Source organism: Hydrogenibacillus sp. N12, from assembly GCF_019645935.1.
Classification (GTDB): Bacteria; Bacillota; Bacilli; order Thermicanales; family DSM-22653; genus Hydrogenibacillus; species Hydrogenibacillus schlegelii.
The window spans coordinates 2134309-2147981 of the sequence record NZ_CP080953.1 but is presented as its reverse complement, the minus strand read 5'-3'; the positions used below and the strand labels follow the sequence as shown (position 1 = coordinate 2147981).

At 65.1% G+C, this 13673-nt stretch carries 14 protein-coding genes and 3 pseudogenes; 14 read left to right on the top strand and 3 right to left on the bottom strand.

What is annotated here, in order from left to right; translation table 11 throughout:
• Nucleotides 1–97 precede the first annotated feature (97 nt).
• From K2M58_RS10060 to K2M58_RS10030, 9 genes and pseudogenes are all read left to right on the top strand, one after another.
• Nucleotides 98–340, top strand: coding sequence for a HypC/HybG/HupF family hydrogenase formation chaperone (locus K2M58_RS10060; RefSeq protein WP_220677434.1), 243 nt, complete (start codon nucleotides 98–100; stop codon nucleotides 338–340).
• Entirely contained in the window at nucleotides 340–1452 is a 1113-nt protein-coding gene (hypD, locus tag K2M58_RS10055) for a hydrogenase formation protein HypD (protein WP_220677433.1), read from the top strand. Before K2M58_RS10060 ends, hypD begins: the two co-directional genes overlap by 1 nt.
• Nucleotides 1453–1523: 71 nt before the next feature.
• A complete protein-coding gene (locus K2M58_RS10050) occupies nucleotides 1524–2594 on the top strand; it encodes a HoxN/HupN/NixA family nickel/cobalt transporter (protein ID WP_252393458.1) in 1071 nt (356 codons plus the stop codon).
• A 45-nt stretch (nucleotides 2595–2639) separates the two neighbouring features.
• The gene (hypE, locus tag K2M58_RS10045; protein ID WP_220677432.1) at nucleotides 2640–3683 is read left to right on the top strand and encodes a hydrogenase expression/formation protein HypE; all 1044 of its coding nucleotides are present in this window, start codon (nucleotides 2640–2642) and stop codon (nucleotides 3681–3683) included.
• A gap of 171 nt (nucleotides 3684–3854) precedes the next feature.
• Nucleotides 3855–5048: an SIS domain-containing protein gene (locus tag K2M58_RS12745; RefSeq protein ID WP_252393619.1), complete on the top strand. Its 1194-nt coding sequence runs from the start codon at nucleotides 3855–3857 to the stop codon at nucleotides 5046–5048.
• Between the two features lie 3 nt (nucleotides 5049–5051).
• Entirely contained in the window at nucleotides 5052–5303 is a 252-nt protein-coding gene (locus tag K2M58_RS10035; RefSeq protein ID WP_220677431.1) for a glutaredoxin family protein, read from the top strand.
• 42 nt (nucleotides 5304–5345) lie between these two features.
• Nucleotides 5346–5585: pseudogene (locus K2M58_RS12740) on the top strand (acylphosphatase); the annotation flags it as partial.
• A pseudogene (locus K2M58_RS13045) lies at nucleotides 5488–5835 on the top strand (hypothetical protein); the annotation flags it as partial. The pseudogenes K2M58_RS12740 and K2M58_RS13045, both read left to right, overlap by 98 nt.
• Nucleotides 5836–5996: 161 nt before the next feature.
• Nucleotides 5997–7214: a Kae1-like domain-containing protein gene (locus tag K2M58_RS10030; RefSeq protein WP_252393456.1), complete on the top strand. Its 1218-nt coding sequence runs from the start codon at nucleotides 5997–5999 to the stop codon at nucleotides 7212–7214.
• 118 nt (nucleotides 7215–7332) lie between these two features.
• Here the strand turns inward: K2M58_RS10030 and K2M58_RS10025 are convergent, their stop codons facing one another.
• Entirely contained in the window at nucleotides 7333–8544 is a 1212-nt protein-coding gene (locus K2M58_RS10025; RefSeq protein ID WP_252393618.1) for an MFS transporter, read from the bottom strand.
• A 98-nt stretch (nucleotides 8545–8642) separates the two neighbouring features.
• Nucleotides 8643–8900 carry a hypothetical protein gene (locus K2M58_RS10020; RefSeq protein WP_220677430.1) on the bottom strand — a complete coding sequence of 86 codons (258 nt, stop codon included), beginning with the start codon at nucleotides 8898–8900 and terminating at the stop codon, nucleotides 8643–8645.
• 365 nt (nucleotides 8901–9265) lie between these two features.
• On the opposite strand from K2M58_RS10020, the gene K2M58_RS10015 reads away from it, so the two are divergent.
• The 3 genes from K2M58_RS10015 (at nucleotide 9266) to K2M58_RS10005 (ending at nucleotide 10853) form a co-directional block, all read left to right on the top strand.
• A complete protein-coding gene (locus K2M58_RS10015; RefSeq protein ID WP_220678887.1) occupies nucleotides 9266–9553 on the top strand; it encodes an ArsR/SmtB family transcription factor in 288 nt (95 codons plus the stop codon).
• A gap of 71 nt (nucleotides 9554–9624) precedes the next feature.
• Nucleotides 9625–9807 carry a MerR family transcriptional regulator gene (locus K2M58_RS10010; RefSeq protein ID WP_220677429.1) on the top strand — a complete coding sequence of 61 codons (183 nt, stop codon included), beginning with the start codon at nucleotides 9625–9627 and terminating at the stop codon, nucleotides 9805–9807.
• A 131-nt stretch (nucleotides 9808–9938) separates the two neighbouring features.
• Nucleotides 9939–10853 carry a cation diffusion facilitator family transporter gene (locus tag K2M58_RS10005; protein WP_220677428.1) on the top strand — a complete coding sequence of 305 codons (915 nt, stop codon included), beginning with the start codon at nucleotides 9939–9941 and terminating at the stop codon, nucleotides 10851–10853.
• Between the two features lie 103 nt (nucleotides 10854–10956).
• On the opposite strand, the gene K2M58_RS10000 is transcribed toward K2M58_RS10005, so the two are convergent.
• Nucleotides 10957–11700, bottom strand: a complete 744-nt coding sequence (locus K2M58_RS10000; RefSeq protein ID WP_220677427.1) for an SDR family oxidoreductase — start codon at nucleotides 11698–11700, stop codon at nucleotides 10957–10959.
• Between the two features lie 200 nt (nucleotides 11701–11900).
• Between K2M58_RS10000 and K2M58_RS13040 the strand changes: the two genes are divergently transcribed.
• On the top strand, nucleotides 11901–13298 hold the full coding sequence (locus tag K2M58_RS13040) for an RNA-guided endonuclease InsQ/TnpB family protein (protein WP_354667513.1): 1398 nt from the start codon (nucleotides 11901–11903) through the stop codon (nucleotides 13296–13298).
• A 187-nt stretch (nucleotides 13299–13485) separates the two neighbouring features.
• A pseudogene (locus K2M58_RS12725) lies at nucleotides 13486–13638 on the top strand (DJ-1/PfpI family protein); the annotation flags it as partial.
• Between the last annotated feature and the right edge of the window lie 35 nt (nucleotides 13639–13673).

The window sequence follows — 13673 nt, the reverse complement described above, 5'->3', positions numbered from 1 at the left end:
CGCAAAGGCAAAAGGGCGTTTTGCCGGTGACGGTCCCGGTCGGGTTGGACGTCGGGCTGGACGAAGATTTTAAGACTCGGAAAGAAGGGGACGGACGATGGATCGGGAGCTCGCCCGCTACGGGGAGCGTCGGCTTCGGGAAGACGGATGCGCGACGTGCGGCGACGTCGCCGTTCCCGTGCGCGTGATCGCCGTTTCGGGGCGGGAGGCGACGGTCGAAGACCGCGCGGGGGTGCGGACAAGCGTGGCGATCGATTTTGTGCCCGACGCGAAGGCCGGAGAAATTCTCCTCGTCCACATGGGGGTGGCCATCGGTCGGGCGCTGGAGGTGTCGCTCTGATGCGCTACATCGACGAATTCCGGAACGCGGAACTGATCGAAAAGACGGCGCAGGAAATCCGGCGCCGGGTGGATCCGTCGAAGCGTTATCGCTTGATGGAAGTGTGCGGGGGGCATACGTTTTCGATTTTCCGCTTCGGGATTCAGGAACTCTTGCCGGAAAACATCGAGCTCGTCCACGGGCCGGGCTGTCCGGTGTGCGTGCTGCCGATGGGGCGGATGGACGACGGGCTCAACCTGGCGAAAGATCCGAGCGTCATCTTCACGGCGTTTGGCGACGTCATGCGCGTCCCCGGGAGCCACGGTTCCCCGCTGGAGTTCAAGGCCAAAGGCGCGGACGTGCGCATGGTCTACTCGCCGCTCGACGCGCTCAAGCTCGCCGTCAAGAACCCCGATCGCAAGGTCGTCTTTTTCGCCATCGGGTTTGAGACGACGGCGCCGTCGACGGCGCTCACGCTCCTTCGGGCGCGGGAGATGGGCGTCCGGAATTTCTTTGTCCTGTCCAATCATGTGCTGATCCTTCCGGCCATCCGGGCCATCCTCGAGTCGCCGGACATGCGCATCGACGGTTTCCTCGGTCCGGGGCACGTGTCGACGGTCATCGGCGCCCGGCCGTATGAGTTCATCGCCCGCCATTACGGCAAACCGGTCGTCATCTCCGGCTTTGAGCCGTTGGATTTGCTGCAGTCCATTTTGATGCTCGTCCGGCAGATCGAAGAAGGCCGGGCGGCGGTCGAAAACCAGTACAGCCGCGTCGTCCCGTGGGACGGCAATCGCGCGGCGCTCGCGGCGATGGCCGAAGTGTTCGAAGTCCGGCCCTTCTTCGAATGGCGCGGGCTCGGCTTCATCTCCCAGTCGGCGCTGAAACTGCGGCCGGAGTTTGCGCCCTGGGACGCGGAAGTGCAGTTCGAGATCGCGGGGCTCCGGGTGACCGATCCCATGGCCGCCCAGTGCGGCGAGGTGCTCAAAGGCGTGCTCAAGCCGTTTCAATGCAAATTATTTGGCAAGGAGTGCACGCCCGAACGGCCGGTCGGCGCCTTGATGGTCTCTTCCGAAGGGGCCTGCGCCGCGTACTACCACCACGTCTATGCCCGGCAGGCGGTCGGAGAGTAAGGCGAAGCGCAAAGGCGCCACAGAAGAGGCGCGGGCACAATGAGAGAAAGAGGGATCGAGGGGATCGGAGCATGCGCATGATCGAACGGGGCGCGCCGGCGTCGGCGGTCGACGTTTTGCGCGGTTCGGCCGGCGTGCGTGACGCGTGGCGCCATTATGCGCCGTGGATCATCGGGCTCCATGTCGTCGCGTTTCTCTTGCTGTGGTGGGGCGCCCGGGGACATGCGGGGCTATGGGGGATGGCGCTTCTCGCGTATACGCTGGGGCTCCGCCACGCCTTTGACGCCGATCACATCGCGGCCATCGACAACACGGTGCGGAAGCTCCTCCGGCAGAAGGAGAATCCGGTCGGCGTCGGCTTTTACTTCTCGCTCGGCCACTCGACGGTCGTGTTCGCCGCCGCGCTCGCCGTCGTCTTTGCCTCCCGGTGGCTGACGGAGCATATGCCGGTCTTAAAAAGCACGGGGGATCTGATCGGCACGCTCGTCTCCGGCGCTTTCTTGGTGATCATCGGGGTTTTTAATTTGCTCATCTGGATCGATCTGTGGCGGCTTTTCTGGGATTTAAGGCGCGGGGCGTACCAGCCGGAACGGATGGAACGCCTCCTGGAAAGCCGGGGGTTCTTAAGCCGCTTCGTCCGGTCGCTCTGGCGCTTCATCGGCAAGTCGTGGCACGTCTACTTTCTTGGGCTCCTGTTCGGATTCGGCTTTGACACCGCCAGCCAGGTGAGCCTCCTGGCGCTGGCCGCCGGCGGGGCGACGGTGCTCTCGTGGGCCGGCATCCTCTCCCTGCCGCTGTTGTTTGCGGCGGGGATGGTGCTCATGGACACGGCGGACGGGGTGTTTATGACGAGCGCGTACAGCTGGGCTTTGAACACGCCGCTTCGCAAGGTGTATTACAACCTGACCATCACAGGCATCACGGTCATCGTCGCGTTTCTGATCGGCGGGATGGAGCTCATGCAGGTCATCGCGGACAAACTCGGACTGGAAGGCGGCTTTTGGTCGCTCCTTGAACTCCTGGAGATCGAGTGGCTCGGATATGCGATCGTCGGGCTGTTTGCGGTGACCTTTGCCGCGTCGTATGCGATCTGGAAGTGGGGCCGCATCGAGGAGCGGTGGTCTCAAGAGAAGGCCCAATGAAATGCAGGCCCGACAAAATGCGAGGAGACCGAAAAACGGTGGGGGATGACGATGTCCCGGACCAGGCCGCACGTTCGCTTCCAGGACCCATCCATCGAACTCGCTCACGGAGCGGGGGGCAAGGCGAGCCGGCGGTTGATCGAGGGGCTGATCGCCCCGTTCTTGTTCGAATCCGGTACGGAGCTTCGGGACGTGGCCGAAGTGGCCATCGCCGGCGGGCGGCTGGCCATGACGGCGGACGCGTTCGTCGTCAAGCCGCGCGTCTTTCCCGGGGGATCGATCGGGGAGCTCGCCGTCAACGGCACCGCGAACGATCTGGCGATGGGCGGAGCGAGGCCGCTGGCGCTCGTCGCCACGCTCATCTTGGAAGCGGGACTGCCGACGGAGGAGCTCGAGCGGGAGATGGCCGCGATGGCCCGAGCCGCGGAACGGGCAGGGGTGGCGATCGTCGGCGGCGACACGAAGGTCGTCGAACACGGCAAAGCGGACGGGCTGTACATCACGACCGCCGGCATCGGCCTCGTCGATCCGCGCGTCGATCTGTCGGCGAAGCGCGTCCGGCCGGGCGATCAGGTGCTTCTTTCGGGGCCGATCGGCGATCACGGGATCACGATCTTGCTTGCCCGCGGGGAGATCGAGTTGGAGGCCGAACTCACCTCCGATACGCGCCCCCTCTGGCCGCTGGTGGAGGCGCTCATCGAGGCGGCGGCGCCGGGCCTTCGCTGGCTGCGCGATCCGACGCGGGGGGGTGTGGCGACGGCGCTCAACGAACTCGCGCGCGATGCCCGGGTGACCGTCGTGCTGGACGACGAGGCGATTCCCGTGCGCCCGGAAGTGCGCGGCGCCTGCGAAATATTGGGGCTGGATCCGCTCTATATCGCCAACGAAGGGCAATTTCTCGCCGTCGTCGCTCCGGAGTACGCCGATGCCGCCCTCGAGGCTTTGCGCCGCATGCCGGGCGGCGCACCGGCGGTGCGCATCGGGGCGATCGAAGAAGGAACGCGTCCGGTCGTCCTCTCCCGCTCGCACTACGGCGGAACGCGCGTCATCGACATGCTCGTCGGCGATCCGCTGCCGCGCATCTGCTGATCGGATCCCCCCGCGTCTTTGAGCGAATCGAGCGAATCCGTCTCTTCAGCGGATCAGTATTCTCGGCGGGCGGTGAATCGCAGAATGGAAGCCTGGGTGCGCGAACGGCTCCTCGCGCGAAATGCGGTGTCGTCCGCGTTTTTCCAAAAGCAGGCTCGCCCCTTGGCGGAGATGTGCGCGGAGATGGCGGACCGGTTTTTGCGCGGCGGGCGCCTGATCGCCTTTGGGCGGGGCGCTTACGCGACCGATGCGCAGCACGTCTCGGTGGAATTCATCCATCCGGTCATCGTCGGCAAGCGGGCCCTCCCCGCGCTGGATGCGTCGCCCCTTTTTCCCGAGGGAGTCGAAGCGCTCTTCCGGCCGGACGATATGGTCATGGGATTTGCGCCGGCGGAAGGGGACCCGGAGATCGAGCGAACGCTTGCCGAGGCCAAACGGATCGGCGCCCTCACCTTCGCGCTGCAGGGGTCGTCCGGTGCCCACGCCGATTACGCGGTGCGCCTGGAAGGCGTGCATCCGTTCATTGCCCAGGAAATCATCGAGATCCTCTATCACACGCTTTGGGAGACGGTGCACGTTTTTTTCGAACATCACGCGCTGGAAGGGCCGGAGATCGACGCCGGGGACGCGGCGTTTTTGTATCCGTTCCTCGGCGGCGATGGCCAAAGCGGGCGCGCTTTTGCGGGCGGATTCGACCGAGACGCCGATGCGGCGGCCGGGCGGTTCGCCGCGGCGACCGGCGGCCAAGCGCCGGAGAAGGGCGAGGACGGGGATCGGGAGCATCGAGAGGCGGTCGTGGAAGCGGTCGCGCGTTCCATCGTGATGAAAGCCCAGGACGACGAAGCGCTCCGCCTCCGGATGGTCGAAGAGGCTCCGGCCGTCGTCGAGGCCATCCGGGCGTTGAAAAAGGCCCGTGAACGGGGTGGGAAAGCGCTCATTTTCGGAAACGGCGGTTCGGCGACGGACGCCAACGACTGGGCGTACGATCTGAACATGCCGCCGCCCGGGATGCGGCCTTATCCGGCGGTGTCGCTGGCCGCCGAGCCGGCGGTGCTGTCGGCGCTGGCCAATGACGTCGGTTCGGAAGTGATCTTTTTGCGCCAAGTGATTGCTCATGCCCGTCCGGGCGACGTCGCCGTCGCGATCTCGACCAGCGGAGGATCGAAAAACATCCTGTTGGCGCTTGAAGAAGCGCGTAGACGAGGCCTGGTCACGATCGCCCTGCTCGGATACGACGGCGGGGAGGTCGTCCGCCGCTCGCTCGCCGACATCCCGATCATCGTCCGATCGGATTACATCCCGCGCATCCAGGAAGTGCAGGCAAGCGTCTATCACATCATCCGCGAAGGGTTGGAGGTGGAATAAGGGATGCTGGAGCTCTACGGAACGAAGGGGTGTCCGTATACGCGGGAGCTCCGTGAATCGCTCGACCTGGACGGCGAAGCCTACGTTGAATACGACGTGGAGGAAGATGAGGACGCGCTCCGTCGCATGATCGCCTTGACCGGAGGCCGAACCGTCCCGGTGCTCGTTTCGGACGGAAAGGTGTTGATGATCGGCGTTCAGGGGCGCGGCTGCATCGTCGCCGCTCCGGAATCGGCAGGTGGGCGGGAGGCGTGACGGCGGTGGCGGCCCAGGCGTCGGCCGCCGTGCCTGACGCTCATGGGTCCAGTTGCTGACAAAGCGGGCTCCATCCGGAAGGAGGTGTCCGCCGTCGCGATCATCGAAAACGGGGAAGAGAAACGGCCCGTTGCGCGCCGCGTCACCGTCCGCGGGATCGTTCAGGGCGTCGGCTTTCGGCCGTATGTTTTTCGTGCGGCGGAGGCGCATCGGCTCGTCGGCTGGGTGCGGAACGATCCGGAAGGGATGGCGGTGCATTTCGAAGGGCCCGAGGCGGCGGTCGTCGCTTGCTTGCATCCGGGCGCTGAGCGAACGCCCGCCGAAGGCGGCGTGCATCCGCGATCGGCGGGTGGAAGAGGACGCCTTGGAATGTTCGGCGCGTTTCGAGATTTATATAAACTGCACGAACTGCGGGCCGCGCTACACGGTCATCACGGCGCTTCTTTACGACCGGCCGAAAACGACGATGGCGGCTTGGACGATGTGCCCGCGCTGCCGGGCCGAATACGAAGAACCGCTTGGCCGCCGCTTTCACGCTCAACCGACGGCCTGTCCGGAATGCGGTCCGAACGTTTGGCCGCTCGACGTCGACGGTCGTAAGCGGGACGGAGAAGCGGCGATCCGCATGGCCGCCCGACGGCTCCGGGAAGGCAAGATCGTCGCCGTCAAAGGGCTCGGCGGCTATCTCCTGGCGTGCGATGCCGAGCGCCCGGAAGCGGTGTTCCCCTTGCGGAAGGTGATGATCCGCCGGGCCCGGCGGTATGCGCCGCGGTTTGTGGCGCGCCTTCCGGCGGAGGGGCCTGGGCTCGCCCTCGGCGGCGACCTGAAAAGCGCGGTCACCCTCGTGGTCGACGGGCGGGGCTTCTTAGCGAGCACCTCGGCGATCTGGAAACGGATGAGGCGCAAGTCGCCTTTGAGGCGGCCGTCGAGGCGCTGCTTTCGATGGGCGGGGTGTCGAAAACGGAGCCCATCGTCGCCTTCGACCGCCATCCGGATTACCGCCCGGCCCAATTCGCGGAAACGCTGCCTGCCCGGCGCCGGGTGCCCGTGCAGCGCCACCGGGCGTACATCGCCGGCGTCCTCGCCGAGCGGGAAGCGCCCGAGGCGCGCGTCGTCGGCGTCGCGTTCGACGGGACGGGAGACGGCGATGACGGGGCGATCTGGGGCGGCGAGTTTTTCGTCGGCAGCCTGACCGCCGGCTTTCGGCGCGCCGGGCATCTTCGCGCTGCCCGCCTCCCGGGCGGCGATGCGGCGGCCCGCTTTCCGCTTCAGGCGCTTGCCGGTTTTGTGTTCGAAGCTCCGGACGTCGTTCAGCGCCTGGCCCGGCGGCGTGCCCTCCCCACGCGTTTTTGGCAGGCGCTCAAGTTCGCCGAGGGGAACGAGCAAACGGTGCCGGCGACGTCCGCCGGCCGCCTCTTCGATGCGGTGGCGGTCCTGCTCGGGTTTGATCGCGCCATCCCCTTTGAAGGGCAGGCGACGATCAGGCTGGAGCATCCGGCCGCCCGTGCCCGGAGCGGGAAACGCCGCTCATCCGAACGGTACCCGTTCGAGCCGCGCTATCCGTTTCCCTGGCGGGACGGCGAGCTGGATTACCGGCCGCTCCTGGCGGCGATGGTCGACGACCTTGTCTCAGGGCGGCCGGCGGCGGAGATCGCGCTGGCGTTTCATCGAAGCGTCGCCGGGACGATCGCGGAAGCCGCCGCCGAACTTTTCCGGCGGGAAAAGGCCGAGGCGGTCGTCGTCGCCGGCGGCGTTTTTCAGAACGCCGTGCTCCTCGAGGCGCTGAAGGCGGCGCTCGAGGCCCACGGGGTTCCGCTCTGGGTGCCGCGGGCCGTGCCGCCGAACGATGGGGGGCTGAGCCTCGGACAGGCGGCGCTGGCCGTCACCGGAGGAGGGGCCATAAGATCGTGAACGCACCTCCGCACTCCGCCGGAGGTGCGTTCTGTTTCTTCCGGGACCGAAGCGGGGCCGTTCGCTTCACTCTGCGCTTCCCCGGGCCTTGCGCTTTGCTCCGGGATTTCTTCGAGCCTCACGCTTCGCCCAGAGCCGCTCGGGATTTCGTTTCCGGTCCGAGGAGGAGGAGCGTGGCGACGGCCAAAAGGAGCACCGTCACGAACAGCCAGAACACGCCGGCCTGGGTGAAACCACGGCCGAGGAGCCATCCGACCGCATACGGCGCGACGATCGCCCCGAGCCGCCCGATCGCCGCTGCCGTTCCGGCGCCGCGGGCGCGAAGGGCCGTCGGATAGAGTTCCGGCGTATAGGCGTACAGCGCTCCCCAGGCGCCGAGGTTGAAGAAGTTGAGCGCCGCGCCGAAGCCGAGGAGCGCCGCGATCGAAGACGCCTGCCCGAAGCCGTAGGCGGCGACGGCCGTTCCAAGGAGGTAGAAGGCGAGCACCGGGCGGCGGCCGAGGCGCTCGATGAGCCAGGCGGCCGAGAGATATCCGGGAAGCTGGGCGACGGTCATCCAGAGGACGTATTCGAAGCTCTGGACGACGTCAAAGCCGCGGGCCATCATCAGGCTCGGCAGCCAGAGGAACATCCCGTAGTAGGCAAAGTTGATCGCCCACCAGAGCGTCCAGAGCGTGACGGTTCCGCGGCGATGCTCCGGGTCGAACAGCTGCCCGGCCGACACCGCCCCGGCGTCCGCGGCCGTCCGGCCGTCGGCCGCCCGGTCCCGGTCGCCGCCGTCGCCGCGGCCTTTTCGGCGATCGGTTTTGAGGCGAAGAAACGCCTTCGACTCCGGCAGGTTCCGGCGGGCATAGAGGATGAGAAGCGCCGGGAGTCCGCCCAAAAGGAGGCCCGCCCGCCAGCCGTGCCTCGCCATGATGAAATGGGCGAGGAGCGCCGCGAGGAACCAGCCGATCGCCCAAAAGCTTTCCGCCATCACCACCGCCCGCGCCCGCTCGCGCGGCGGCGCCGTCTCCGAGACGTACGTCGCGGCGATCGGAAGCTCTCCGCCGAGGCCGAGGCCGATGAAAAAGCGAAAGGCGAGCATCATGCCGAAGCCGAGGGCGAGGGCGCTCAGCATCGTGCCGAGGGAAAAGAAAAGGAGCGTCCCCATGAACACGAGGCGGCGGCCCCAGCGATCGGCAATGAGGCCGGCCAGGAAGGCGCCGACGGCCATGCCGAGGGAGTTGGCGCTCCCGAGGAGCCCCCGCTCCGCCGGACCGAGGCCCCAGTCGGCGGCCAGAAGCGCCAGCACGAACGAAAACAGCCCGACGTCAAAGGCGTCGACCATGAAGCCGAGGGCGCCGAGGCGCCATTCGCGTCGGGCGTAAAACGGCGTTTCCCTTGGGGCGCCGAAGACGTCACCCGGCATCGCGCCAAAGCGGGCGCTCATGGCCGTCCCTCCCCGCCCGAGGCCGCCCGGCCTCGGTCTGCCCGAAGCGGCGCGTCCCCGACGACGCCGCTCCGAGATTCGGACGAGGGGGAAAAGCTTCTTCCTGCGGCGGTTCGCCCCGACGACTTCGGACGGGGGGTCGGACAGGCGCCGCCGAGGCAAGGCGCCCGGCGGACGAACAGCACGGCGAGCCCGAGGAGACCGGCGATGAGGAAGAAGAGGTAGACCAAAAGCCCGATCGTTTCTGCCGGCATGGAGGCCCTCCTCCCAGACCTTATTCTTGAGTGATGCTCTCATAGGGATGCGCTCACGAATCGGCATGACCCGAAGGGCGCCAGGTGCTGGGCGTAGACCGCTGGCTCAGCGCGCTCGCCGGCCGGCACCGCCGCTTGACGCGGGAGCCTCTCCAACAGACGCCGGCTTCTTCCCGACGCCGGTTTCTTCGTCTTTACAGGTGTCGGGTCCAGATCATTGTACCGCATCGCCGGCGCGAAGTAAACCGGTGCCCGTGAAGCATTGGGGGAACGGGGAATTCGGCGCTGAAAACAGCCGTCATTCGTGCTATTATTACGTTGAGAATTGAGAGGTCAGATGAACCGGAGAGACGGCGAAGAGCCATATTGTAGAATCGGACGCAGCAGAACGCGTCGCGCATACGTTTAAGGCGCCGGCCGATCCGACGCGCATCCGCATCTTGCCTCTTTTGGCCCAGGGAGAACGTTCCGTCACGGAGCTCGCCGAAGCGCTGGAACTCTCCCAATCCGCCGTTTCCCACCGGTTCGCTTTTCTCCGCTCCATCCGTCTGGTTCGATATCGCCGGCAGGGAAAGTCGCTTTTCTATTCGTGTGACGATGACCATGTGCTGACGCTCCTCGGTCAAGGACTCGCACATTTGGCGCATGATTAAGGAGGTTCGTAGCAGTTACGGATAACCACCCTGTTCATGATTGAAATTTACTGTCTTGATGCCATAAAGACATGGAACTTCTATCCATCCGCGAAGCGGCAAAAAAGCTCGGCGTGCACCCCAACCGTCTCCGGGAGTGGGAGAAAAAAGGGTTCATCCGACCGATTCGGCTTCCGAGCGGTCACCGAAGATACCCGATAGAAGAAATCGACCGTCCGGCCGTGCAGACGAGACCGGGGGACGGGGAAGGATGACCTTCCCGTGAGCACACCGGGTGGGACGCCCGGGCCCAGACCCCTGCTTCTGAAAGGAGGTGACCGCCTGGTTCGGAGGGGTCCCTGCCTGAAATGAAGTTCAGGTAGGTTTTACGAACCAGGAAGGTGGCATGCATCCCCATCCTCATGGACATCCCCACAGTGCGGAAACAGGACGGCCAAACAACCGGCGGGCCCTCGCCGCGGCTCTGGGGATCACCGTTTCGATCATGCTTTTGGAGTTCATCGGAGGTTTGTGGACTCGTTCTTTGGCCCTCATCTCCGATGCCGGGCACATGCTGAGCGATGCCGGATCGCTCGCCCTGAGCCTGCTTGCCCTTTTCTTGGCCGCGCGACCGGCTTCCCCGGGCATGACCTACGGCTACTCCCGGGTCGAGGTGCTTGCCGCGCTTCTCAACGGCTTCACCCTGGTGGGAGTTGCGGGTTGGGTCGTATGGGAAGCGGTCGAGCGCTTTCGCAACCCGCCTGAGGTGGCCGGCGGTCCGATGATGGCCATCGCGGCGATCGGGCTTTTCGCCAATGCAACGAGTGCGTGGTGGCTGATGCGCAAGGGGGATGTGCACGGCAACTTGAACGTGCGGAGCGCATATTTGCACGTGATCGGAGACTTGCTGGGTTCGGTGGGGGCGATCGTCGCGGGGTTCCTAATGTACGCATTTTCGTGGTACGGGGCCGACCCGCTCATCAGTGTGGTCACATCGGCCTTGATCGCAAGGAGCGCCTGGGGCGTCATCACCTCCGCCGTGCGCATCCTGATGGAAGGCGTACCCCGCACCGTGTCAAAAAGGCGGGTAGAAGAGGCGCTGCGGAGCCTTCCCAACGTGGTGGACGTCCATGACCTGCACATCTGGACGATCGCCCCCGATTTCGATGCTTTATCCTGCCACCTCGTCGTCCACGGAGACGCGGATGCGCAAACCGTCTTGCGGGAAGCCGCACGGCACGTTCGCGAGACGTTTTGTATCGACCATGCCACTTTTCAGGTCGAAACGGCGCCTTGTCAGACGAGGGCGTGCCAAACGTAAACGAGCGGCTTTCAAACGCCGGACGGTCGCAAGCCATCGCATCGATCCCCTTCGTTACAGGAACCGTCCGGCGAAAGCCCCGGAATTCATTCCGGGAAAAAGGTCAAAGCGCCACGGTTCGGGCGCCGTCCACCAGGATCTGCTGCCCGCTCATGTACGTGTTTTTCGTCAACAAAAACACGATCACTTCCGCGATCTCTTCCGGCCGGCCGTAGCGCCGGAGGGGGATCCGCTCCACCGTGCGCCGTTCGATGTCCTCCGGCGCCACCCCCTCTTGGCGGGCATAGCTTTCATTCCATTCCCGCACCCGGTCGGTAAGGATAAAACCGGGCGATACGATGTTAATGCGTACATTCTCCGGCCCGTGCTCCAGGGCCGCCGTCTTCAACGCGTTTACCAGCGCCGCCCGAAGCGCGTTGGACAGGGCGATGCCCGGCTGCGGCTCCTTGACCGTGTAGGAGCCGACGGCGACGACGTTTCCGCCGCCGGCCCGGCGGAAAAGCGGCAGCGCTTCTCGAAGCAGGCGCATCGGTCCCAGCACCATCAGCCGGAAGAAGCGCTCCCATTCATCGTCCGTCACGTCGACCAGCGGTTTGATCGGCGGTCCGCCGTGGTTGATCAAAAGCGCGTCCAGCCGCCCGAACCTTTCGGCCGCCTCGATAAGCCGCGCGGCCGTCTCCGGCGCTCCGAGATCGCCAGCCACCGGCACGACCTCCGCCCCCGCCGAGACGGAAGCCAGGGCCCGTTCCGGCTCACGACTGTTGAGAATAAGCCGATACCCTTCCTCCGCCATCCGCCGGGCGACCGCGAGGCCGATGCCGCGGGACGCCCCGGTCAAAATCGCCACTTTCTTTTCGCCTTTCTTTTCTCCGCTTGCCATCGTTCCCCATCCTTTCTTGGCGAGATTTTCGGATCGATTCGGATCTTTTTTGACAGAAATCCCCCTGTGCAAGCCCCGGACTTCAGTCCGGGGAAAAGCAGGGAAAGAGTTGTAAAAGAGTGGTATAATATCATCCAACGAGAAAACCCAGCGGGAGATTCGGAAAAATGTCGGGTTCCGAACCGACCTTCGTCCTCGAACTTCCCCTTCGCGTTCAAATCTGGCAGGCCCATCTTCTCGAAAAGCGCTTTGAAGCCGCTCGAAATCTCTACAACGCGGTGCTGGCCGAAGGATTCAAACGACTCCGCGCCATGCGTCAAGATCCGAGATCCGCGGCGGCCAAAACGGAAACCGATCCCGGGGGAAGAAGAAAAAGATTCAAAGACCTGAGAACGGAGTACGGTTTTACCGAGTACAGCCTGCACAAATTCGTTACCGATCTCAGGAGAAGCTGGATCGGCCATCATCTCGGTCCGCACGAAGCCCAGAAGCTGGCCACCCGGGCCTTTCAGGCCCTGGAACGCTGGTCGACCGGCCGGGGAGGGAAGCCGCGTTTCAAAGGAAAGAACCGGATCAAAAGCCTCGTTTTCTCCATCGAAGGAAAATCCCCGTCCGCCGGCCTCATCTGGAAAACGGATCATCTCTACTGGCGCGGGCTTCAGCTTCCGGCGCTGATCGACCGGAGCGATCCGGTGGTGCTGCACGGGCTGGACCGGCCCGTGAAATACGCCCGCATCGTCCGACGGATGGGGAAGGACGGGTGGCGGTACTTCGTTCAGCTGGTTCTGGGAGGCGATTCTTTCCGAAAGCTGCCGGTTCCGGGCTCTGAAGCGATCGGCGGGATGGATCCGGGCCCGCGTCAGATCGCCTGGTACGACGGCGAGGAAGCGGGGATCGATTCGCTCATTTCCCCGGCGCTGAAAGAACACCGGCGGGAACTTCGGAAACTTCACCGCAAGGCCGATCGACAGCGCCGGGCGGCGAATCCGGAGAACTATCTCCCGGACGGTCGCGTCAAACCGGGGCCGAAGATCTGGCGCAAGACAAAGGCCCTTCTCCGAACCGAAGCGCGCATCCGCGAAATCGAACGGAAAGAAAAAAGCGAACGGAAACGCTACCTGCACGAACTGGCCAACCGGTTCATCGCCAGGACCGCCTTCTGGAAGGTCGAAAAGCCAGACGTGAAAGCCTGGCAAAAAAGCCGGTACGGGCGAAGCATCAAGCGATCCGGGCTGGGAACGTTCGTGAGGATTCTGACCCGCAAGGCTGAGAGAGCCGGCGGGTGGGTCTTCCCGATCGAACCCAGGAAAGCGAAACTGTCCCGGACGTGCATTTGCGGCCGTGTGGAACCCAAACCGCTGTCTCAGAGGGTGCATCGCTGCCCGGAATGCGGCGCGGAGATGCACCGGGATCTTTTCTCCGCCTTTCTTGCGGCATTCGTCGATCGCGATCATGCCCTCCACGCGGGCGAGGCACAGAAAGCCTGGCCGGACGCGGGCCCGCGTCTTCTGGCGGCGTGGAGGGCGGCTGGACGGTCGGATTCGATCCGGGCCGAATCCCTTTAGAACGCCCGTTCTGAAGGAACAAGCCCCGAGTCCGGGCAGTCCCGGAGCCTCGCGCCGTCCCGGGGACAGAGGGGCTCGCCGGAGAAGTTCCGGGGAAAACGTCCGACGCCGTGAGGAGTTCAAAAGGGCTCCTTGCGGAGAGGGCGTCAAGTACCGCGGAACCCCCGGATTTCGATCCGGGGAGGGGGTCAGCGCCTACACCGCCTGCCGTCCGGACGTCGAAAACCTCGGTGCCACCTACGTCGACGCCGGGCTCCACGTCGACGGCAACCTCGTCTCCGGGCACGCCTGGCCGGATCTCCCCGGATTCATGCGAGAGTTTTTGAAGCTGCTCGGCTGATCGGCCGGGCGCTTTGTTCCCGGCGAAAGGTCAAA